This window comes from Micromonospora sp. CPCC 205558 (assembly GCF_036902955.1).
Classification (GTDB): Bacteria; Actinomycetota; Actinomycetes; order Mycobacteriales; family Micromonosporaceae; genus Micromonospora.
Window position 1 is genome coordinate 195,154 of record NZ_JBAKHR010000006.1, and the last position, 19,767, is coordinate 214,920.

Here is a 19,767-nt window from a genome sequence, read left to right on the forward strand (position 1 = left end):
TTCCGGCACCGCCAGGAGTGATCTCTTTATCGGGGTTGCGCGCGCCGTGGCTCTACTCTGATTCCACGACGGATCAGCCAAGCGGTCGCCGGCCAGGCGGCGATGAAGCCGCTGGCCAGCCCGATCTGGGTGAAGAACCAGAAGGCCGGTGTGGTCGGATTCAATGGTGGCTCCGGGACAATGACGTGGTGTGACAACGCCAACCAGACGAACAGCGCCATCTCGAAGGCGGTCACGGTCAGCAGGTCGGCCTTGGCGACGGTCACTATCGCGTCCCAGATCCTGTGCCGGCCCCTGCGCACCGAGGTGAAGTATCGGAACGTCACCCCAACGACGACCGCCCCCAGATAGTCGCTGACGTACGAGGCCCACAGCGTGTCGCCCGCTAATTTGATGTCACCTGCAAAGACGACCACCTCACCGAGGACGACGCCCAGAGCGCAGTGGGCGCCGCACTGACAAACTCCGGTCAGGACGGCTAGCTGCCGTGGCTTTTTCGGTGGCCTGCCGTGTCTCTGCTGCCACCTGGGGGAATGGGGCCTGATCCAACGGCGGTAGGCCACAACGGCGGCTGGGCCGAGGTAGAGCCCGGTCACCGGCCAGACAAACTCTTCGTTCTTGAGTAACTGGCGGTACCTGCCGACGCGGATGTCGACGACGATCGAGGCTGAGCTGACCACTCCCACACCGATTGCGATCCAGGACAGCGACATGAGCACCATCTGCTGCATAGCCCACCCCTTGCCCGTGCACGAGGTGGTGACGCAACCCAGCACGGAGGGAGTGTGGCAAGCACGGGATAACGAAGCCACCTGGATGGCTCCAGCTTTTCAGTTTTCACTCGTAGCGTTGACGGAACGCATCGACCTGCTAGCGGGATCGATGCGGGGCGACGAAGAACTCGTTGCCCTCGGGATCGGCACGAAGCAGGGAACAGCTCGGAACCGGCTCAGCCCTGGGCGTCGCGTTGGGCGGAGTGCGGCGGGTGCGCCTCCGGGAGGCGTTCCATCAGCTTCGTGAGCGCGCCGTTGGCGAAGGTCGCGCCGAGCGCCGACCCGGCTCCGATGGTCCAGCCGACCGGCCCGAGCGGGGTGCAGCCGAAGAACTGGCTCACCCCCGGCGTCTGCACCACCACGACCAGCACGCCCAGCGACGCCACCGTGGAGGCCAGTACGGCCGGGCTGGTCCCGCCGGCCAGGATCGTCTGCCCGAGTTGGGTGCCGACCAGGGAGACCAGGGCGACAGTGCCGGCCCGCTGGCGACGTCCGGTGTAGCGGGCCAACGTCCAGCCTGCGGTCGCGCCCAGCGTGGTTGCTGCCGCCCGCAGCCCGATCTCCCTGGTGAGGCTCTCGCCGAGCGCCGTGTCCGGGCCTTCGCGGAGCAGCGTGTCGGTGCGGTCCGACGCGGGTGGCCGGACCGCGATGGCCAGCGCCGGCGCCAGGTCGGTGAGCAGGTTGACCAGCAGCAGTTGTCGCCCGGTCAGCGCGGAGCGGCCGGTCGCCGCGGCGCTCAGCACACTGAACGCGATCTCGCCGAGGTTGCCGCCGACCAGGATGCTGAGCGCGTGCCGCACCGACGACCACATCGCCCGCCCTTCGATCAGGGTCGCGATGATGGTTTCCAACCGGTCGTCGGTGACCACCAGGTCGGCTGCGGCGCGGGCGGCCGGGGTGCCCCGTTGACCGAGGGCGATGCCGACGTCGGCCAGCCGGATCGCCGGGGCGTCGTTGGCGCCGTCGCCGGTCATCGCCACGGTCCGCCCGCACTTCTGCAAGGCCTGGATGATCCGCACCTTGTGGGCCGGGGTGCAGCGGGCCACCACGTCGGTGTTGGCCAACCGCTGGGCGAGCGCGTCGTCGTCGAGTTGGTCGAGTTCACCGGCAGTGACCACCTGCTGCTCGTCGTGGTCGCTGATGGTGGCGGCGATCGCCTCGGCGGTGGCCGGATGGTCACCGGTGATCATGATGGTGTGCACGCCGGCCTGCCGGATGCGACGTACCGCCGGGGCGGCGCTCTCCCGCACACCGTCCGCGAGGGCCAGGAAGCCCACGAAGGTCAGCCCTCGGACGTCGCCGTCGGTCACCTTCGGGTCGTTCACCGGGCATTCCGCGACGGCCAGGATCCGGTTGCCGGCACCGGCCCGATCGGCGAGCATCCGTTCCAACTCGGCGCGGCCGGCGTCATCCAGCGGTTCCTGGCGACCGTCGGTGCGTCGGGACGAACAGCGCGGCAGCACCGTCTCCGGAGCACCCTTGACGCTCAACAACAGGTGACCGTCGGTCTGTCCGATGCTCGCGTGGTAGCCGCGGGACGGCTCGAACGGCAGGCCCCCGGCAGCGCGCCAACCGGCGGCACCGGTCTGCTCCACCACCCCGGCCTCCCCGGCGCCCCGCCGGACCGCCCGGTCGGTCTGCAACGCCAACTCCTCCGGGTTCTTGGCGGCGGGGGTGGCGCGCAGCGCCGCCGCCAACGTCATCCGGAGCCGGTCGTCCAGCCGGTCCACCGGCGCGTACCGGTCACCGACGCCGTCACCGACCCCGGCGAGCAGCAACTGGCCCTCGGTGAGGGTGCCGGTCTTGTCGAAGCAGAGCACGTCCACCCGGCCCAGCGCCTCGATCGTGCGCGGGTTGCGGACCAACGCGCCGTGCTCGGCCAACCGCCGGGCCGCGGCCAGTTGCGCCGCGCTGACCAGGAACGGCAGCCCCTCCGGCACCGACGCCACGGCGAGGTTCGCGGCGGTCGCCGCCGTTTCGGCCAGGGGTACGCCCCGAAGCAGGCCCGCGCCGGCCACCGCCACCGCCGAACCGGCCGCCAACGGGATGGCGGTGCTGGTCAACGAGCCGAGCCGAGCCTCCACCCCACTCGCCGGGGGTGCCTGCCGCACCAACGCCAGGCTGCGTCCGGCCTCGGTGTCGTTGCCGGTCGCCACCACCACCGCGGTGCCGTGCCCGGCGGCGACGGTGGTGCCCTCGTAGAGCATCGAGTGCCGGTCGGCGATGGCGGCGGCGACCACCGGCCGGTTGGACTTGGCGACCGGCAGCGACTCACCGGTCAGCGACGACTCGTCGGCCTCCAGGCCCACCGACTCGAGGACCCGGCAGTCGGCCGGCACCGAGTCCCCCGGTTCGAGGGTGATGACGTCCCCGAGGACCAGGTCTTCGGCGGCGAGAACGTGATCGGCGCCGTCCCGGCGGACCCGTGCCATGACCGCCGACCGCGACAGCAGCTCCGCCAGCGACCTCTCCGTGTTGCGCTCGTGCACCGCCCCGATCAGGGCGGACCCGCCGACCACGCTGCCCACCAGTGCGGCGTCGACCAGTGAACCGAACGACGCGGAGAGCACCGCCCCGGCGGCCAGCACCGGGGTGAGCGGGTTGGACAACTCGTCCACGAAGGCACGCAGCAGCCCACCACTTCCGGGGGCGGCGCCGCCGTCACCTGAGCCGTGGCGTCGCTTCTGCGCTTCTGCGCTGGCCAGGCCGTCCGGTGTGGAGCGCAGATGGTCGAGCACGGCGCTGACGGGCATCAGGTGCCAGGCGGTCGCCACGGGCGCCGGCGTGTCCGACTGGTCGTGCAATCGGCGGGCCTGCCAGACGCCGTTGGCGAAGGCCAGCCCGGCCGCGCCGTTGACCGCGACGAGCGCGCGGTGCGGCAGTTGGGTGGGTGGGGCCGTGAACGCGCCGAGCGCCCCGAGACCGGTGCCGGCCATGGCCAGCCGGATGTTCTGCTGGGCCGTGCGCCGGGCCACCCCGGTCGCCTCGATCACCAGTGCCACCACCCGCAGGTCGGCACCGACCAGCAGGTGCGCGCCCCACGGCGGCAGGTCCTCCGGCGCGGCGAACCCGAGGCCGCAGTCGGACGCGCCGAGCGCCTTCCGGTCCGCGGAAACCAGCATCACCACCGCGCCGTCGCGCTGCAACCCGCGTACCGACTCGGCCAACTGGTCCCCGCCGGGCAGCATCGCGTCGGCGAAGCCGTACCGCTGCTCGTCACCGCCGGCAACGACCAGCCGCAGGCCGGCATGGCGGGCGGCGGCGGGCAGGCCGTCGACGCCGGGCGCGGGTTCCGGCTCGACCCGCAGCAGTGCGGCGAGCCGGTCGCCGTGGGCGAGGCCGAGGAGCTGACCGCCGGCGGAGCGCAGCCGGGCCGCATCCGGGATGTCGTCCGGGTCGTTCGCGGGCATCCGGTCCAGCGGCCCGAGCCGCCAGCCGTCCGCAGTACGGAAAGCGGCCGGATCGTCCGGGTCGAACAACGCGAAGGCCCGCTCGGCGACCTGGTCGACGTCCGCGTCGGACGCCGGCGCCAGATCGGCGAGTACGCCCCGATCCGAGCCGAGCACCGCGGCGTCGAGCACGAGCGTGTCGATCCGGTCCAGTTCGCGCAGGACACTCCGGTCCATCGCGATCACACCGCGCCGGGCCAGCATCCGGCCGAGCTGGGCCGCGTACCCCTCGCGACCGCTGCCGGGCGCCTTGGGTAGTGCGGAAAGGCCCAGCGCGGTGGCCCGCTTCGGCCCGGCGAACGGCACGGCCGCCGCGCCGGCGGCCGCGCCCGCGGCGAGCATGCGGTTGATGTACCGCTCGACCGGGCCGTCCGGCTTCGGTCGGGGGCGGTCGATCACCGGCCAGCGGGCGGTGGCCCGTTCGGCGTCGCCGGTCAGCCGTGGCTCGGCCTTCTCCCAGGCGGAGAGTTGGGCCCGATCCTCACCCCACTGCACGATGCGTTGGGCGCCGTCCAGGACGATCCCCGTCCAGCGGCCGGTCAAGCCCTGCACCACTGCCTCGGCCAGCGGAAAGAGGACGTCGGCGCGGGGGTCGGAGCGCAGTCGTTTGCCGATGAACTGGTGCAGCTTCGGCTGCAGATCCACTGCGGAGAGCAGGCCGGACACCTCGCCCGGCAGCGGCGCGAACGGCAGGATCCGGGTGGCCGCCGAGATGGTCAGGCCCAACGCGTCCGAGGCGAGCGCGCCGAGGGTTCGCGGGGTTCGCGGCCCCTCCTCCGGTGGGTGTGGCGGTGGGATCTCCGGGTCGGGTTCGTGGTCGCAGGTCCGCTCGACACGGTCGATCGTGGCGATCAGGTCGCGCAGCGTCGGCTCGGGGGTCTGGACGGCGACCACCACCCGCCCGGAGGGTGCGTTGACCCGGGCCCAGGCAACCCCGGGCATGCGCTCCAGCGCGCCCTCCACCTGCCGGGCCAGCCGGTTCCCGCCGTCCTGGCAGACGCCGTGCACCTCGATGTGGTGCCGGCCCGGTCGGGACCAGACCCGACGCCGCGTCAGGCCGGCGGTCCGGGCCAGCCGGGTCGCGGCCGAGCCGACCGTCCGGGACGCCTCCCCGATCAGGTGCGGCACGCCGAGGGACGGCAGGATGCGGCCGGCGGCGCGACCTACCGCCGTCATCGAGGCGTACGGCTGGACGGGCCCCTGTTGCCGCTGGTCCTGACCTTGGCCATGTCGTCCTCCCACCGCACTCACGTCCGGCGGCCTGGCTTCCCGACCTGTCATCCGTTATGCCCCCTGAGTGGCGGAATTTTCCACCGGCACTGGCGCATGGAAGGGGTGGTCCGTGGAATCCGACGACCATCACCGGACAAGGGGAGGCCGGCATGAGCACGCTGACGCGAAATCTCAACGGTTCACGGGAAAACATGCAGACGTACAACCGGCGGGTTCAGGTGCCGATGCTGGGTGAGGTGGCGGTGCCGCCACCGGACAAGATCGCCTACTACGCCGGGCTCGGGGTGCTCGCCGCGCTACAGGTCATCGAGTGGCCGATCGCGGTCGTGGTCACCGCCGGCCACCTGTTGGCGGACCAGCATTTTTCCGGACTGGTGCGAGGTGTCGGGGAGGCGTTGCAGAGCGCCTGACGAGAGCCGGGTCACCGGTGGTTGACATGAATCAGGGTTGAGGTCGGATGCTCGGCCGATGCCGAGCACAGTCGTCACCGCCACACCCGCCGCACCGGGACTCTTCGCGCCCCGGCTGCGCGCGATGACGGTGGGCAGCGTCGCGCTGATCTCACTCCTCGCGTTCGAGGCGTTGGCGGTCGGTACGGCGATGCCGACCGTCGCCCGCAGCCTGGACGGGTTGGCGCTCTACGGAATCGCGTTCGGTGGCCCGTTCGCCACCGGTGTGCTGGCCATGGTGGTCTCCGGCATCTGGTGCGACGCCCGGGGTCCTCGTGGGCCGATGTGGCACGGCGTCGCCTGGTTCGTGGTCGGGTTGCTGATCGCGGGGACCGCCCCGGTGATGAGCGCGCTGATCGTCGGGCGGGCCGTGCAGGGTTTCGGCTCCGGGCTGCTCTCGGTGGCGCTCTACGTGATCGTCGCGGACGCGTACCCGCAGGACCTGCACCGGCGGATCTTCGCGGCGTTCGCGGCGGCATGGGTCGTACCGTCGCTGGTCGGGCCGGCGGTTGCCGGCCTGATCGTGCAGTACCTGGGTTGGCGGTGGGTCTTCCTGGTGGTGCCTGCGGTGGCGGTGCCGGCGGCGCTGCTGATCCATCCCGGCCTGCGGTCGCTGGGCCGGAGTGCGGCCGCGAGCCCGCCGGTGGGTGCGGCCGGGCGGATCGGTTGGGCGTGCGGGGCCGCGGTGAGTGCCGCACTGCTGCACATCGGGGGACAGCAGCGCGGCGCCACCGCCCTGGTGCTGGTCGCGCTCGCCGTGGTCGGCCTGCTGGTCTGCGCCCCGCGCCTGCTGCCGGCCGGGTTTCTCCGGGCCGCACGAGGGTTGCCCACCGTCGTCGGGCTGCGTGGTCTGGCGTCGGCGGCCTTCGTCGGTGCCGAGGTGGTCATTCCGCTGATGCTCTCCCGGGAACGGGGTCTCTCGCCGACCATGGCCGGGCTGGTCCTCACGGTCGGCGCACTGGCGTGGTCGGCGGGCTCCTGGTTGCAGGGCCGCATTCCGGTGCCGGCCTCGCGGGCCAGCCTGCCGCGCGCCGGGCTGAGCTGCATCACGGTCGGCATCGCCACGGTGGCGCTGGCCGTCCGGCCCGAGTTGCCGGTGGCCGTCGCCGTGCTCGGTTGGGCGGTCGCCGGTCTGGGCATGGGGTTGCTCTATCCGTCGTTGTCGGTGCTCACGCTGGAGTTGTCAGCGCCGGGTGAGCAGGGCCGCAACAGCTCGTCACTGCAGCTGAGCGACTCTCTCTTCGCAGCCACCGTGCTCGCGCTGACCGGGGCCGTGTTGGCGGCCGGCAGCGCGCCCGGCCCGGCCAGCTACACGACGACGCTCATGCTGACTGCGGGGCTTGCGCTGCTCGGGGCGTTGCTGGCCGGCCGTGTCGTCGTGGGCGGGGGTGTGCGACAGGGCGGGTGATCCGTGGAATCGGACGCGTCCCACCAGCTTGTGCCGGAAGGATGGCGGGCGATGAACATCCTGACCATCCTGCCGCTCGCCGTGGTCATGGTCGCCGGGACGCAGTTGGTGGTGGCGGTCTTCCTCGCCTCGTCGGATCGACCCCGGGCTGCGTCGCTGGGGTTCCTCGCGGGCGCAGGGCTGGTGGTCGCCGCCGGGGTGACGGCGGGCTGGTTGCTGACCCGGCTGGTGGGCGGGCTGGTCGCCGACGCCAGCGCCGTCGCCGGGAAGGTCGATCGTGGTCCCACCATCGACCTGGTGGTGCTCGCCCTGCTGGTGATCCTGGCCGTGCTGATCTGGGTACGCCGGAATCGTTCCGGTCCCCCACGGTGGCTGGGGAGCATCGAGCACGCCGGTCCGCCGCAGGCGATGCGACTGGGTGCGCTGCTCTTCGTGGCGACTCCCACCGACGACCTGACCATGGCCACCGTCGGGGCGACTGTGGCCCGACACGACCTGCCGTGGTGGCATCTGGTGCCGTTCGTGCTGCTCACCGTGCTCCTGCTTGCGCTGCCCCTGCTGGCGCTGCTGCTCCTCGGGAGCAGGGCGGCGCGGGTGCTGACCCGGATGCGGGAATGGGCCGAGGGGCACGCCTGGATCGTCAACGAGATCGTGATTGCGTTCTTCGCGCTGCTCACCGTGTTGGACCTGATCCGGTCGCGCTGAGCCGCGGCACCCCCCTCTGACACGTACGGGGGAACCGGCCGGAGATGAGAGCAACAACGGTTCACGTTCGTCTTACCGTGATGCCATGTTCGCTGTCGTCACCACGGTGATCCTCTACGTCTTCGGCTTCGTCTTCCTCTACGGCGTGATCCGGCTGGGTGTCCGGCACGCGTTCGAGGATCTGGAGCTGCAACGGGCCAAGGCCCAGCGCGAAGAGGAGTTGGCGGCTGCCCGCGACCGCTCCTTCATGCGCGACAACGCTTTCCTCGCCGGCAGTTGAGCGCCGGATCGATCCGGCCCGGGCCGGTGGCGTCGCCGGGCGACCGGGGAGCCGCCGGGCGGTTCAGCGTCGCGGATGCGAGGATCGCACCCGTGATGGGAACGCTGAAGACCGAACCGGCCCGCGCCCGACTGGATCTGCTCGCCCCGCCGGTCGCGGAGGCCATCGCGCAGTGGCCGGCCAACGCCCCGGTGGACGTCGACGACGTGCTGGTCGCGCCGATCGACGCCGACCTCGCCGACACGGCGGCGTTCTGCGCGGCGTACGAGGTGGGGCTGGACGTGTCGGCCAACTGTGTGGTGGTGGCGGGCAAGCGTGACGGCGTGGTCCGCTACGCGGCCTGCATCGTCCTGGCCACCACCCGGGCCGACGTGAACGGCGTGGCCCGCCGGGCGCTGGACGTCCGCAAGGCGAGCTTCGCCCCGATGGCCGACGCGGTCGAGTTGACCGGCATGGAGTACGGCGGCATCACCCCGATCGGGCTGCCGGCCCAGTGGCCGATCCTGGTGGACGCACGGGTCATCGCCACACCGCACGTGATCGTCGGGTCCGGCGTCCGGCACAGCAAGATCGCGCTGCCGGGGCCGGCGTTGGGCGTGCTGCCGGGAGCGCAGGTGGTGGAAGGCCTGGCCAGGCCGGCTTGACCAGGCATCGGCATCGATACCGTTGCACGTGAAACATTACGGTCGTCGATGCCGACCGCCGGCCGTTGGTGACTCAGTGTGAGTGGGCTGCCGACTCGCGCTGCTCGACCTCGGCGAGCGCGGCGAGCAGTGTCTGCACCTGCTGCGCGCCGGAGACCGCGTACTTCCCGGCCAGCACGAAGGTCGGCACGCTGGTGATGCCCAGGTCCCGGGCGGCAGCCAGGTCGGCGGCGACGTCGGCGACGCGCTCGTCGGAGTCGAGGAACCGGCGCGCGTCGGCCGCGTCCAGGCCGATCTCGCCGGCCAGGGTGGCCAGTGCCTCCCGCGACCCGACGTCGACCCCGCTGTTGAAGTGCGCCTGGTAGAGCGCCTCCACCATCTCGGCCGCCTTGCCCTGGTCGGTCGCCCAGGAGACCAGCCGGTGCGCCTCGAAGGTGTTGGCGATCACCGCGCGGTCGTAGTCGAGCCGCAGCCCGTCAGCCGCCGCGACCTGGGTCACGTGGTCGACCATCTGCCGGGCACGCCCCGGACCGCCGAACTTGCCGGCCAGCGCCTCCACCAGCGGAAGGGGTTCCGCCACCGGCGACGGGTCGAGCTGGAACGGTCGGTAGCGGACCGTCACCTCGCCCTGGTAGCTGGCGAGGGCCTCATCCAGGCGGCGCTTGCCGATGTAGCACCACGGGCAGATGACGTCCGCGTAGATCTCGATCTCCATGATCGATGGCAACCTCGCGGTCAGCCGAGTTGTTCCCGCACCTGACGCTTGAGCCGGCCCAGAATCGCCGTGCCGCCGCGGATTCGCAGCGGGCTGATCGCCTGCGCCAGGCCCATTCGCTGGTAGAGGTCGTCCGGCACGGCAAGCACCTCTTCCGGGCTGGCCGAGGCCAGCCCTTCGGCGAGGATCCCGGCGAACGCCCGGGTGGTGGGCGCTTCCGGCGGGCAGTCGAAGAGCGTCTCCACGGTGCCCTCCGGGGTCACCTTGGCCCGTAGGAAGAACGCCGTCTGACACTCGGGCACCTGCTCCATGCCCTCGCGCTCCGCGGTGCCCTCCGGCAGCGCCGGGATGACGTCCGCGTACTCCAGGAGCATCTCCAGCACCACATCGCGCGGCGCGGCGGCGAATTCGTCGACGATCTCGGCCAGTCGGGCCGGCATGTCAGCCATGCGTCGAGGCTACCGCCGTCGTGCCGGGGCCCCGGGTCACACGGTTGGTGACTGCTCGCTGATCTCGCTGAGCGCGCTGGTGGGGTCGAGCTGCATGGCCAGGTCGCCGAGCGACACGATCCCCACCAGCTTGCGGTCACTGTCACAGACCAGCACCCGTCGGATGCCCCGATCCCGCATGAGCGCCGCAGCCTCACCCGCTGTGCAGTGCTGTTCGATCATGACGACCTCGCGGGTGACGATCGAACCGATCGTGGTGGCCGCGGGGGAGCTGTTCTCCGCCACGGCCCGCACCACGATGTCCCGGTCGGTGAGCATCCCGGCGAGGCTGGCGCCATCGGTGACCACCACATCACCGATGTCGGCCTCCTTCATCACCCTGGCCGCCTCGTCCAGGGTGGTCTCGGCCGGCAGGTACACGACCTGCTTGGTCATCACGTCACTGACCCGGTAACCGGTCATGAGAGCCTCCGAAGACGTTTTCATCGATCCGACTGCACTACCCCGTGGTGTGGTAGCTACACCACGTTTCCACGTTCGCGGCGTACCTCGTGGACAAGTCGGTCGACAAGACCGTCCAGGGGCAGCTCCGTGCGCTCGTCGCCGGCCCGCTCGCGCAGCTCGACGTACCCCTCGGTGAGCCGGCGGCCGACCACGACGGCCCGGGGGATGCCGATCAGCTCGGCGTCGGTGAACTTGACCCCGGCCGAGACGTGCGTGCGGTCGTCGACCAGCACCCGCAGGCCGGCGGCGGCCAGGCGCCCGCCGAGCTCCAGCGCCGCGTCGAGCTGCGGGCCCTTACCCGCAACCACCAGGTGTACGTCACACGGCGCGATCGCCGCCGGCCAGACCAACCCCCGGTCGTCGTGGTGCTGTTCGGCGACTGCCGCCACCGCCCGGGAGACCCCGATGCCGTAGCAGCCCATGGTCGGCCGGACCGGCTTGCCTGCCGGCCCGAGCACGTCGACCGCGAAGGCGTCGGTGAATCGGCGGCCGAGCTGGAAGATGTGCCCGATCTCGATGCCCCGCCGGATGGTCAGCTCGCCCGACTCGCAGTCGGGGCAGGGGTCGCCGGCACGTACGTCGGCAGCCTCGATGGTGCCGTTGGCTGTGAAGTCCCGTCCGCACACCACGTCGGTCGCGTGTCGGCCCGGCTCGTTCGCCCCGGTCAACCAGGCTGACCCGGCCACCACCCGAGGATCGACCAGGTAACGGATGCCCAGCTTGTCGAGCAGTTGCGGCCCGATGTAGCCGCGTACCAGCTCCGGGTGCTCGGCCCACTCCTCGAAGACGGTCACCTGCGCGGGGTGCAGCGCGGCACCGACCCGCTTCAGGTCGACCTCCCGGTCACCGGGCAGCCCGATCACCAGGGGCTCGGCGTGGTCGGCACCGGGCTGACGGACGGACAGCACGACGTTCTTCAGGGTGTCGGCGGCGGTCCAGCCGTCCCGACCGCCCAACCGGCGGGCGTTGGCCAACTCCACCAGGCTCGCGATCGTCGGGGTTTGCGGGGTGTCGTGCACCTCGACGGCCGGTCGCGTGCCGTGATCACCGATCGCCGGCACCCGGGTGACCACCGCCTCGGTGTTGGCCGCGTAGGTACAGGAGGTGCAGCCCACGAAGGTGTCCTCGCCGACCGGCGTCGCCGCCAGGAACTCCTCCGACGCGGAGCCGCCCATGGCGCCGGACATCGCCTGCACCACCGTGTAGTCCAGGCCCAACCGGTCGAAGATCCGCCGGTACGCGGTGCGATGCCGGGCGTACGCCTCCCGCAGCCCCGCCTCGTCCAGGTCGAAGGAGTACGCGTCCTTCATCAGGAACTCCCGGCCGCGCAGCACACCGGCCCGGGGCCGGGCTTCGTCGCGGAACTTCGTCTGCACCTGGAACAGCGTCAGCGGGAAGTCCCGGTACGAGGTGACCAGGTCCTTGACCAGCAGCGCCGCCATCTCCTCATGGGTGGGCGCCAACAGGTGCTCGGCACCGCGCCGGTCGGTGAGGGTGAAGATGTCGTCGCCGTACTCCGTCCACCGGCCGCTGGTGCGGTACGGGTCGGCCGGCAGCAGCGCCGGAAAGTGCACCTCCTGATCGCCGATCGCGAACAGCTCGGCGCGTACCACCTCGGTGATCCGATCCAGCACCAGCTTGCCCAGCGGCAGCCAGGTGTAGCCGCCCGCTGCGGCACGACGGATGTAGCCGGCACGCAGCAGCAGTCGGTGGCTCGGCACCTCCGCGTCGGCCGGATCCTCGCGCAGGGTCCGGAGCAACAGGGTCGACATACGTAGCAGCATCCGCGCAGCCTAGGCCCGTGACGGCGGGCGCGGCGACGCAATTCGTCCGGCGGTTCCGCCTGCACCCGAACCCTCGATGACGAAGCCGGGCTCGGGTGGCACGCCCCACACCTTTCGGGCGGCACCAGCCGTTCCTGCGGTGACAGACTGGTCGCCGCAGGCAACGAGTGGGGTGAGGGAGGCGCGGGTGCGCTGGGGCAGCTTTGTCGCGGTCGGGGACAGCTTCACCGAGGGTATGGACGACGCGTACCCGGACGGCACCTACCGGGGGTGGGCGGACCTGGTGGCGACCCGGCTCGCCGCCGAGGCGGGGCCCGACTTCCGGTACGCCAACCTGGCCATCCGGGGCCGGCTCTTCCCCAGTGTGGTCGCCGAGCAGGTGCCCTCCGCGGTGGCGATGAAGCCGGATCTGATCAGTTTCGCGGCCGGTGGCAACGACGTGCTGCGGCGCACCTTCGACCCGGACACGCTGGTCGCCCGCTTCGACGAGGTGGTCCGGCAGCTGCGCTCGGGCGGCGCGGACGTGCTCCTCTTCCGGTTCGCGGACGTGATGGCCAGGCTGCCTGGCCAACGCCTCGTCGCACCCCGGGTGCAGCTGCTCAACCAGGCGGTCGGTGACACCGCCGAGCGGCACGGCGCCATCATGGTCGACCTGTACGCCGACGACACCTTCCTCAATCCGATGCTCTGGAGCACCGACCGGTTGCACCTCTCCCCGGCCGGCCACCGTCGGGTCGCCGGGCAGGTGTTGAACGCCCTCGGGGTTGGCTGCGACGAAGAGTGGTTGATGGTTCCGCCGCACCCGGCGCCGTCGCCGTGGCTGGCCGCCCGCGCCGCCGACCTGCGGTGGGCCGGTCAGCACCTCGCGCCCTGGGTGAAGCGGCGGTTGACCGGTCGGTCGTCCGGCGACACGGTGACGGCGAAGCGCCCGCAACTCGGCCCGCTCGTCGACTGAGCGTGCTCACCCTGCACACCGCGGCGCTGCTGCGCCGCGACCGCGACGACGAACCGGCGCCGGAGCAGGCCGTGCTGGTCGATGGCGACCGGGTCGCGGCAGTCGGCCCGCTGGCCGAGCTGAGTTCGGCGTACGCCGGTGCCCGGGTTCGCCGTTGGCCCGGCACTCTGGGGCCGGGTCTGCTGCACGACGGTCCGCTGCCGCCCGCCCCGACCCCGCGCGAGCGGGTGCACGCGCTGCTGCGTACCGGGGTGACGGCGGTCCTGGCGGAACACCTGACCGACCCGGCGTTGCGGGCCGCCGTCGAGCGGAGCGACCTGCTGGTGCTGCCCACCGCGGTGGCGCCGACGCTGCGTCCGGACGGGCGGGCCGACCTCGCGGTGCACGGTGTCGACGGCACCTGCCTGGTGACCGTGGTCGCCGGTCGGATCGTCCACCGACGCGCCTGAGCAGGCCCGTCCCGTTACAGCGGTCGTGGACGGGGATCCGGCGTACCTTGGGGATCATGTCTGTGCCGAACGATCCCGATCCCCGCCTCCAGTCGTACGCGGACCCGCAGCGGCTGGTCACCACCGAATGGCTGGCCGAGCATCTGGGCGACGAGGGCCTCGTCGTCGTCGAATCCGACGAGGACGTGCTGCTCTACGAATCCGGGCACATTCCCGGTGCCGTCAAGGTCGACTGGCACCTGGATCTGAACGATCAGGTGACCCGGGACTACCTGGACGCCAAGAGTTTCGCCGAGATGTGTGCCGCGAAGGGCATCGGCCGCGGCGACACGGTCGTCTTCTACGGCGACAACTTCAACTGGTGGGCCGCGTACGCCCTCTGGGTCTTCTCCCTCTTCGGTCACGCCGATGTGCGGCTGCTCGACGGCGGCCGGCAGAAGTGGATCGCCGAGGGGCGCGAGGTGACCCGGGACAAGCCGGCTCGTCCGCTGGCCGACTATCCGGTGCCGTCGCGTAACGACGCGCCGCTGCGGGCCTTCCGTGAGCAGGTCATGGCGCATGTCGCCGCCGGTCGGCCACTGGTCGACGTCCGCTCGCCGGGTGAGTACACCGGCGAGATGCTGCACATGCCGGACTACCCGCAGGAGGGCGCGCTGCGCGGCGGGCACATCCCGGGCGCGGTCAGCAAGCCGTGGAAGTCCGCCGCGAATGAGGACGGCACGTTCAAGTCCGCCGACGAGCTGAAGGCGATCTACGCCGACCAGCTCGGGCTGGGCCCCGACGACGACGTGATCGCGTACTGCCGGATCGGCGAGCGGTCCAGCCACACCTGGTTCGTGCTGCGGCACCTGTTGGGCTACCCGCAGGTGCGCAACTACGACGGCTCCTGGACCGAGTGGGGCAACCTGGTCCGGGCACCCGTCGTCAAGGGCGATCAGCCCGGCGGCCTGGCCGGCTGAGCCACACGACCGTCCCCGCGTGACAGTGAACGTCGCGCGGGGACGGTGTTTCAGCTGGCCAGTGCGAACACGCCGCGCAGGTCGCGGACGATGCCGGTGATCTCGCCGGTCTCCGGTTGCCAGCGGGCCAGTGCGGCCGGTTCCAGCCGGAGCAGCACAGCGCCCTTGTTGTCCCAGCCCATGACCACGCAGCAGCCCTTGGCGCGGTCCCGGCCCAGGTCGAGCAGGTGGAGCACGGCACCGGTCCGCGCGTCGAGCACGGCGGCCCCCTCAGCACCGTTGATTTCGCTGCTGGTGATCCAGGCTGCTCGGGCCAGTCGCTCGCCGTGCAGCCAGCCCCGGCCGTAGAACTCGTTGACCCGGTAGGGCGAGGGCAATGCTGAGGCGTTGACCGGCTGTTCGGAGCGAAGCTCCCCGTCCCGGGCGGTCCGGCTGCGTAGCTTCAGGCTGCCTCCCTCGCCGTACATGTCGATCAACGGGGCCTCGCGACCGGCGGCCGGATCGGGTGCGATCAGCTCCCAGGTCGACACGTCGATCGGGCTGGCCGCCCCGGTGATCCGGTCCACCGCGTACGTCCGGTCGTCACCCCCGACCAGCACCCGGTCGTGCGCCCACACCACCTGCTCCAGGTAGCCGTCGAGCGGAATCCGGCGGACGGCCGCAGTGGTGAGGTCGACCATGACCAGCTCTTTGGTCTGCGCGAACGCGGCCGTTCGGCCGTCGGGCGACAGCACTCCCGGCTTCAGCGCGTGTGCCTCGTTGCCGCCCGCGTCCCGGGTCGGTGCCAGCGTCACCACGTCGAGGCTGCGCACCACGCCGTCGTTGCCGAGCACCCGGACCGGGCCGTTCGAGTGATTCTCCTCGTCCGTCGGCTCGAACAGCGCCAGTGCCCGCTCGACCGGTCGCTCGGAGAGCGACACGGTCGCCGGATCGCCGAGCTTGGCCAACGGATCGGGCGGGAAGGTCAGCTCGGCGGGCGGTCGCTGCACCGGACCCGCGTGGGAGGGGTCGACGGTCGGGGTCACCGTCGGACCCACCGGCGCGGGATCGGCGGGCGGTCGCAGCGCCGCCACCGTGCCGCCACCGACCAGCACCACGGCCAGGGCGACCACTCCGACGGCCCGTCGGGTACGCCGGGTCCGCCGAGCCCGCTCCCATCCGGCGGCGGCCGGCTGGCTGGGCAGCACGTCCTCGACGCTGACGGTCAGCAGTCGGCGCAGCTCCTGCTCGTTCACGGGTTCACCTCCAGACCGTTGGCCAGGTCGGCCGAGCCTCGGCCCGGACGCGCATCGCGGGCGAGGTCCGGGGCGACCTCGCGGAGTCGGCGTAGCGCCGCATGACACTGGCTCTTCACGGTGCCGACGGTCACCCCCAGCGCCTCCGCGGTGGCGACCTCGGTGAGGTCCTCGTAGTAGCGCAACACCAGTACGGCCCGCTGCCGTGGCGGCAGCAGGCCCAGCGCATCGTGCATCGTCAGCCGTAACGCGCCGTCCCGGTCGTGGGCCACCTGGTCCGGCGGAGCGGCGCTGAGCCATTCCCGCCGCCGGCGACGCCACCACGACACCGAGTCCCGATAGAGGATGGCCCGCACGTACGCGGAGGGGTCGCCGTCGCGGACCGAGGACCAGCGCAGCGCCAGCTTCAGCAGCGCGTCCTGGAGGAGGTCTTCGGCCTGATGCTGGTTGCCGCAGATCAGGTAGGCCACGCGGAGCAGGCGGTGCTGGTGGTTCTCCACGAAGGCGAGGTAGCCGTCGCGTCCGTCGTCTCTCGTCGGCGCCATCCGCCCCCCTCCCGGCCGTCGCGGTGTAGGTGTCATCTGCCAGACGCATGGGAGGTGGGAAAAGGTTGGGTCAGCTCGGTGGCGTTCCGGTCAGATAGCGCTGAAGGGTCGGCGCGACCCAGGAGACCAGCTCTTCCGGCGTGGTGTCCACCATGGGCGGCAGACGGACGATGTATCGGGTGAAGGCGAGGCCGAGGATCTGGCTGGCCACCAGGCCGGCCCGTCGGGCGGTCAGGGTCGGGTCGGTGCCGAACGTGGCCACGGCGGCGGTGAGCTGGTCGGCGAAGATGCCGCGCATGCGTTCGGCCGCGCCGGGATTGGTGCTGGCGGCCCGCAGCAGCGCCACCAGGGTCTCGTCGCCCTCCCAGCGGGCAAGAAAGTGCCTGACCAGCACCTCGCCGAGTCGGGCGGGTGGCACCGAGGTCAGGTCGGGCAGGCGTAGATCGAACTCGGCCGCCGCCGCGAAGAGCCCTTCTTTGCTGCCGTAGTAGCGCATGACCATCGACGGGTCGATCTGGGCGTCGGCGGCGATGGCCCGGATCGTGGCGCGCTCGTAGCCGTCCGCCGCGAACCGTTCCCGGGCTGCCCGCAGGATCGCCGCCCGGGTCGCGTCGGAGCGGCGGGGTTGGGTCGACCGGGTGGACGAGGTCATGCCAACGATCGTATGCCAACAACTGTTGACACGCAATCGGGTGGGCTCTAGCGTTGCCAACAAGTGTTTGCCAACATGTGTTGGCAACGGTCGTCTGGAGGTGGCCATGCTGCCCACGAGCACCGACGTCCTGGTGGTGGGTGCCGGCCCCACCGGTCTCGCCACCGCGCTCACGCTGGCCCGGCGCGGCGTTCAGGTGACAGTGCTGGACCGGTTGGCCGCGCCGCCGACGACCTCCCGCGCCGCCGTCGTGCACGCGTACACCCTGGAGGTGCTGGACCGGATCGACGTCGCCGCGCCGCTGATCGCTCAGGCGGTGCGGACGCCGCGTTTCACAGTGCGCGACCGGGACCGGGTGCTGCTGTCGGTGCCGTTCCACGAGTTGCCGTCCCGCTTCCCCTACGCGCTGCTGGTCTCCCAGGCGGTCACCGAGGCCGTGCTCACCGAAAAGTTGGCCGAACTCGGTGTGCAGGTACGACGACCGTGCCAGCTCACCGGGTTGAGCCGCGCCGGTGCCGGCATGCTCGCCCAGGTCGACGGGGAGGCGGTGCGCGCCCGGTTCGTGGTCGGCGCGGACGGCCTGCACAGCACGGTCCGGCGGCTCGCCGGCATCGGCTTCACCGGCGGCACCGACGAGGAGTCCTTCGTCCTCGCCGACGTGCGGGTGCGCAGCGTGCTGCCCCGCGACGAGGCGGCGCTGTTCCTTGCCCGCCCCGGGCCGCTGGTCTGGGCGCCACTCCCCGACGGGGTGGTCCGGTTGGTCGCCGCCGTGCAGACCGCGCCGGCCGAACCGGATGCGGCCTACCTTCAGGCGCTGCTCGACGAGCGCGGTCCGGCACGGCGACCCGACCGGGTGACCGAGGTGCTCTGGGGCTCCCGGTTTCGGGTGCACCACCGGATCGCCGACACCTTCCGAGCCGGGCCGGTGCTGCTGGCCGGCGACGCAGGGCACGTGCACAGCCCGGCCGGTGGACAGGGCATGAACCTCGGCATCTGCGACGCGGTTGCGCTCGGCACCGCCCTGGCGGACGTGCTCGACGGTGGCCCGGAGGCGCTGCTCGACGACTACACCGCCCGGCAGCGGCCGATGGCCGAGGACGTGATGAGCTTCGCCGCCGGACTGACCAGGTTGGCGGGCATCTCCCCGGCCGGTCGGCCGGCCCGGGACGTGCTGCTCCGGTTGCTCGGTGCCGTCCCGCCGGTCCGCCGCAGGATCGCGCTGCGCCTGTCCGGCCTGTCCCACCGCGAGCGAACGCCGGGTTAGGCAGCGCGGCTCAACACACCGGGCGCGGCCGACCGCAGTGTCCGCCAAGCGGCCAGGGTGACCAGCGCGAACGTCCCCGCCGCCGCGCCCGCCACCGGCACCGTGCCGTACGCCGCGGCGGCCAGCCCGGCCAGCGCCGCCCCGAGCGGTGCGGTGAGCAGACCGACCATCCGCTGGGCCGCACCGACCCGGCCGAGCAACTCGCTCGGCACCTGCCGTTGCCCGTACGACGCGGACAGGCTGTTCCACACCACGGTGCCGGCGGCGAAGACGGCCAGCGCGATCCCACCCGGCACCGGATGCCGGGCCAGCGCGAAGCCGGTCAGCGCCACGGTCTGCGCAGCCAGCACCGCCCGCAACGCCGGCACCGTGCCGAGCCCGGCGGCGAGCCGCGCCGCCCCGAGAGCCCCCGCCACGCCCCCGAGGATGGCGGCGGCGGCGAACAGGCCGTACCCGGCGGGCGGCACCCGCAGCACGTCCAGCGCGTAGAGCACCAGCACCGCCAGGAGTCCGCTGATCGCCAGGTTGCTCGCGGCGGCAAGCAGGGCGAGCCGCCGCAGGGTCTGGTGCCCACGCAGCCAGCGCAACCCCTCGACGATCTCGCTCCACACCGATCCGCGTGGGGTTTCCACGCTTGTTCGCGCAGCTGGGGCAAGGGCCAGCACGAGCAGGGCTGCCGCTGCGAAGGTGACGGCGTCGACCGCGAACGGAAGGGCCGGGGCGGCGGCGAACAGGACCCCGGCGGCGGGTGCCCCGAGGAAACCACCGGCCACCGCGGACCCGGCCTGCAGCCGGCCGTTCGCCCGGGGCAGCGCGTCCGGCGGCACCAACGCGGGAAGCAGCGCGAAAGAGGCGGAGTCGAAGAGGGTCCCCAATGCGGCGAGCAGAAACGCCGCCACCAGCAACACCAGGACACTGACCCGGTTGAGTGCGACCACCACCGCCAGCGCCGCCACCACCACAGCGCGTACCCCGTCGACCAGGGCCATCGTCCGACGGCGGTCCCAGCGGTCCGCGTACACGCCGCCGAGCAGGCCGAAGAGCAGCGGCGGCAACTGACCGGCCACGGTGACCGCCGCGATGATCCGGGGGTCGCGGGTCACGGTCGCGGCCAACAGGGCCAGTGCCGGCGTACGCAGCGCATCCCCGAAACGCGACGAGACGGCGGCCGACCACAGCAGCCGGAAGTCCCGGCCCAGAGCGGAGGAAGTCATGGCGGCGACCGTGCCGGTTCGAGCGGGTCGAGGGTCAAGCCACCACAGTGCGGAACGACCGTCAGCCGCCACTCCACCGCAGGCAGTTCGCGGTCTAGGCT

Annotated in this window: 19 protein-coding genes; 9 read left to right on the forward strand and 10 right to left on the reverse strand. The window is 72.0% G+C overall.

The window, feature by feature from the left end:
* Positions 1-26: 26 nt before the first annotated feature.
* Complete coding sequence (locus V6U86_RS08240) at positions 27-731, reverse strand: DUF4396 domain-containing protein (protein ID WP_334500353.1); 705 nt, start codon at positions 729-731, stop codon at positions 27-29.
* Between the two features lie 218 nt (positions 732-949).
* Positions 950-5,398 carry a cation-translocating P-type ATPase gene (locus tag V6U86_RS08245; RefSeq protein WP_334500817.1) on the reverse strand — a complete coding sequence of 1,483 codons (4,449 nt, stop codon included), beginning with the start codon at positions 5,396-5,398 and terminating at the stop codon, positions 950-952.
* A 206-nt stretch (positions 5,399-5,604) separates the two neighbouring features.
* Between V6U86_RS08245 and V6U86_RS08250 the strand changes: the two genes are divergently transcribed.
* The 5 genes from V6U86_RS08250 to V6U86_RS08270 all read left to right on the forward strand — a co-directional run bounded on the left by V6U86_RS08250 (position 5,605) and on the right by V6U86_RS08270 (position 8,941).
* Complete coding sequence (locus tag V6U86_RS08250) at positions 5,605-5,865, forward strand: hypothetical protein (protein ID WP_334500355.1); 261 nt, start codon at positions 5,605-5,607, stop codon at positions 5,863-5,865.
* A gap of 58 nt (positions 5,866-5,923) precedes the next feature.
* On the forward strand, positions 5,924-7,312 hold the full coding sequence (locus V6U86_RS08255; RefSeq protein WP_334500357.1) for an MFS transporter: 1,389 nt from the start codon (positions 5,924-5,926) through the stop codon (positions 7,310-7,312).
* A gap of 51 nt (positions 7,313-7,363) precedes the next feature.
* Entirely contained in the window at positions 7,364-8,017 is a 654-nt protein-coding gene (locus V6U86_RS08260) for a GAP family protein (RefSeq protein WP_334500359.1), read from the forward strand.
* A gap of 85 nt (positions 8,018-8,102) precedes the next feature.
* On the forward strand, positions 8,103-8,297 hold the full coding sequence (locus V6U86_RS08265) for a hypothetical protein (RefSeq protein ID WP_030331904.1): 195 nt from the start codon (positions 8,103-8,105) through the stop codon (positions 8,295-8,297).
* 95 nt (positions 8,298-8,392) lie between these two features.
* On the forward strand, positions 8,393-8,941 hold the full coding sequence (locus tag V6U86_RS08270; RefSeq protein WP_334500819.1) for a YbaK/EbsC family protein: 549 nt from the start codon (positions 8,393-8,395) through the stop codon (positions 8,939-8,941).
* A 73-nt stretch (positions 8,942-9,014) separates the two neighbouring features.
* Here the strand turns inward: V6U86_RS08270 and V6U86_RS08275 are convergent, their stop codons facing one another.
* From V6U86_RS08275 to V6U86_RS08290, 4 genes are read right to left on the reverse strand one after another with little or no spacing between them, the layout of a single operon-like run.
* Positions 9,015-9,656 (reverse strand): DsbA family oxidoreductase, encoded by a 642-nt coding sequence (locus V6U86_RS08275; protein WP_334500363.1) that lies wholly within the window; start codon positions 9,654-9,656, stop codon positions 9,015-9,017.
* Between the two features lie 20 nt (positions 9,657-9,676).
* On the reverse strand, positions 9,677-10,105 hold the full coding sequence (locus V6U86_RS08280) for a SufE family protein (RefSeq protein WP_334500365.1): 429 nt from the start codon (positions 10,103-10,105) through the stop codon (positions 9,677-9,679).
* Positions 10,106-10,141: 36 nt separating this feature from the next.
* The gene (locus V6U86_RS08285) at positions 10,142-10,567 is read right to left on the reverse strand and encodes a CBS domain-containing protein (RefSeq protein ID WP_030487636.1); all 426 of its coding nucleotides are present in this window, start codon (positions 10,565-10,567) and stop codon (positions 10,142-10,144) included.
* 56 nt (positions 10,568-10,623) lie between these two features.
* The gene (locus V6U86_RS08290) at positions 10,624-12,393 is read right to left on the reverse strand and encodes a proline--tRNA ligase (protein ID WP_334500369.1); all 1,770 of its coding nucleotides are present in this window, start codon (positions 12,391-12,393) and stop codon (positions 10,624-10,626) included.
* Between the two features lie 187 nt (positions 12,394-12,580).
* On the opposite strand from V6U86_RS08290, the gene V6U86_RS08295 reads away from it, so the two are divergent.
* The 3 genes from V6U86_RS08295 to V6U86_RS08305 are packed head-to-tail and all read left to right on the forward strand — an operon-like array spanning position 12,581 to position 14,756.
* Positions 12,581-13,348: an SGNH/GDSL hydrolase family protein gene (locus V6U86_RS08295; RefSeq protein ID WP_334500371.1), complete on the forward strand. Its 768-nt coding sequence runs from the start codon at positions 12,581-12,583 to the stop codon at positions 13,346-13,348.
* 2 nt (positions 13,349-13,350) lie between these two features.
* Positions 13,351-13,797, forward strand: a complete 447-nt coding sequence (locus V6U86_RS08300) for an imidazolonepropionase-like domain-containing protein (protein ID WP_334500373.1) — start codon at positions 13,351-13,353, stop codon at positions 13,795-13,797.
* Positions 13,798-13,853: 56 nt separating this feature from the next.
* Complete coding sequence (locus tag V6U86_RS08305) at positions 13,854-14,756, forward strand: sulfurtransferase (protein WP_334500375.1); 903 nt, start codon at positions 13,854-13,856, stop codon at positions 14,754-14,756.
* Positions 14,757-14,806: 50 nt separating this feature from the next.
* On the opposite strand, the gene V6U86_RS08310 is transcribed toward V6U86_RS08305, so the two are convergent.
* From V6U86_RS08310 to V6U86_RS08320, 3 genes are all read right to left on the reverse strand, one after another.
* The gene (locus V6U86_RS08310) at positions 14,807-15,991 is read right to left on the reverse strand and encodes a hypothetical protein (RefSeq protein ID WP_334500377.1); all 1,185 of its coding nucleotides are present in this window, start codon (positions 15,989-15,991) and stop codon (positions 14,807-14,809) included.
* Positions 15,988-16,536 (reverse strand): SigE family RNA polymerase sigma factor, encoded by a 549-nt coding sequence (locus V6U86_RS08315; protein WP_334500379.1) that lies wholly within the window; start codon positions 16,534-16,536, stop codon positions 15,988-15,990. The genes V6U86_RS08310 and V6U86_RS08315 overlap by 4 nt, the downstream gene beginning before the upstream one ends.
* 70 nt (positions 16,537-16,606) lie before the next feature.
* Positions 16,607-17,188 (reverse strand): TetR/AcrR family transcriptional regulator, encoded by a 582-nt coding sequence (locus V6U86_RS08320; RefSeq protein ID WP_334500381.1) that lies wholly within the window; start codon positions 17,186-17,188, stop codon positions 16,607-16,609.
* Between the two features lie 106 nt (positions 17,189-17,294).
* On the opposite strand from V6U86_RS08320, the gene V6U86_RS08325 reads away from it, so the two are divergent.
* Positions 17,295-18,452, forward strand: coding sequence for an FAD-dependent oxidoreductase (locus V6U86_RS08325; RefSeq protein ID WP_334500382.1), 1,158 nt, complete (start codon positions 17,295-17,297; stop codon positions 18,450-18,452).
* Here V6U86_RS08325 and V6U86_RS08330 read toward each other — a convergent pair.
* On the reverse strand, positions 18,449-19,666 hold the full coding sequence (locus V6U86_RS08330) for an MFS transporter (RefSeq protein WP_334500384.1): 1,218 nt from the start codon (positions 19,664-19,666) through the stop codon (positions 18,449-18,451). The genes V6U86_RS08325 and V6U86_RS08330 overlap by 4 nt on opposite strands.
* Positions 19,667-19,767 lie beyond the last annotated feature (101 nt).

Coding starts and splice junctions, on each gene's coding strand:
- V6U86_RS08240 (WP_334500353.1), bottom strand. CDS start 731: ATGCAGCAGATGGTGCTCATGTCGCTGTCCTGGATCGCAATCGGTGTG.
- V6U86_RS08245 (WP_334500817.1), bottom strand. CDS start 5,398: ATGACGGCGGTAGGTCGCGCCGCCGGCCGCATCCTGCCGTCCCTCGGC.
- V6U86_RS08250 (WP_334500355.1), top strand. CDS start 5,605: ATGAGCACGCTGACGCGAAATCTCAACGGTTCACGGGAAAACATGCAG.
- V6U86_RS08255 (WP_334500357.1), top strand. CDS start 5,924: ATGCCGAGCACAGTCGTCACCGCCACACCCGCCGCACCGGGACTCTTC.
- V6U86_RS08260 (WP_334500359.1), top strand. CDS start 7,364: ATGAACATCCTGACCATCCTGCCGCTCGCCGTGGTCATGGTCGCCGGG.
- V6U86_RS08265 (WP_030331904.1), top strand. CDS start 8,103: ATGTTCGCTGTCGTCACCACGGTGATCCTCTACGTCTTCGGCTTCGTC.
- V6U86_RS08270 (WP_334500819.1), top strand. CDS start 8,393: ATGGGAACGCTGAAGACCGAACCGGCCCGCGCCCGACTGGATCTGCTC.
- V6U86_RS08275 (WP_334500363.1), bottom strand. CDS start 9,656: ATGGAGATCGAGATCTACGCGGACGTCATCTGCCCGTGGTGCTACATC.
- V6U86_RS08280 (WP_334500365.1), bottom strand. CDS start 10,105: ATGGCTGACATGCCGGCCCGACTGGCCGAGATCGTCGACGAATTCGCC.
- V6U86_RS08285 (WP_030487636.1), bottom strand. CDS start 10,567: ATGACCGGTTACCGGGTCAGTGACGTGATGACCAAGCAGGTCGTGTAC.
- V6U86_RS08290 (WP_334500369.1), bottom strand. CDS start 12,393: ATGCTGCTACGTATGTCGACCCTGTTGCTCCGGACCCTGCGCGAGGAT.
- V6U86_RS08305 (WP_334500375.1), top strand. CDS start 13,854: ATGTCTGTGCCGAACGATCCCGATCCCCGCCTCCAGTCGTACGCGGAC.
- V6U86_RS08315 (WP_334500379.1), bottom strand. CDS start 16,536: ATGGCGCCGACGAGAGACGACGGACGCGACGGCTACCTCGCCTTCGTG.
- V6U86_RS08320 (WP_334500381.1), bottom strand. CDS start 17,188: ATGACCTCGTCCACCCGGTCGACCCAACCCCGCCGCTCCGACGCGACC.
- V6U86_RS08325 (WP_334500382.1), top strand. CDS start 17,295: ATGCTGCCCACGAGCACCGACGTCCTGGTGGTGGGTGCCGGCCCCACC.
- V6U86_RS08330 (WP_334500384.1), bottom strand. CDS start 19,666: ATGACTTCCTCCGCTCTGGGCCGGGACTTCCGGCTGCTGTGGTCGGCC.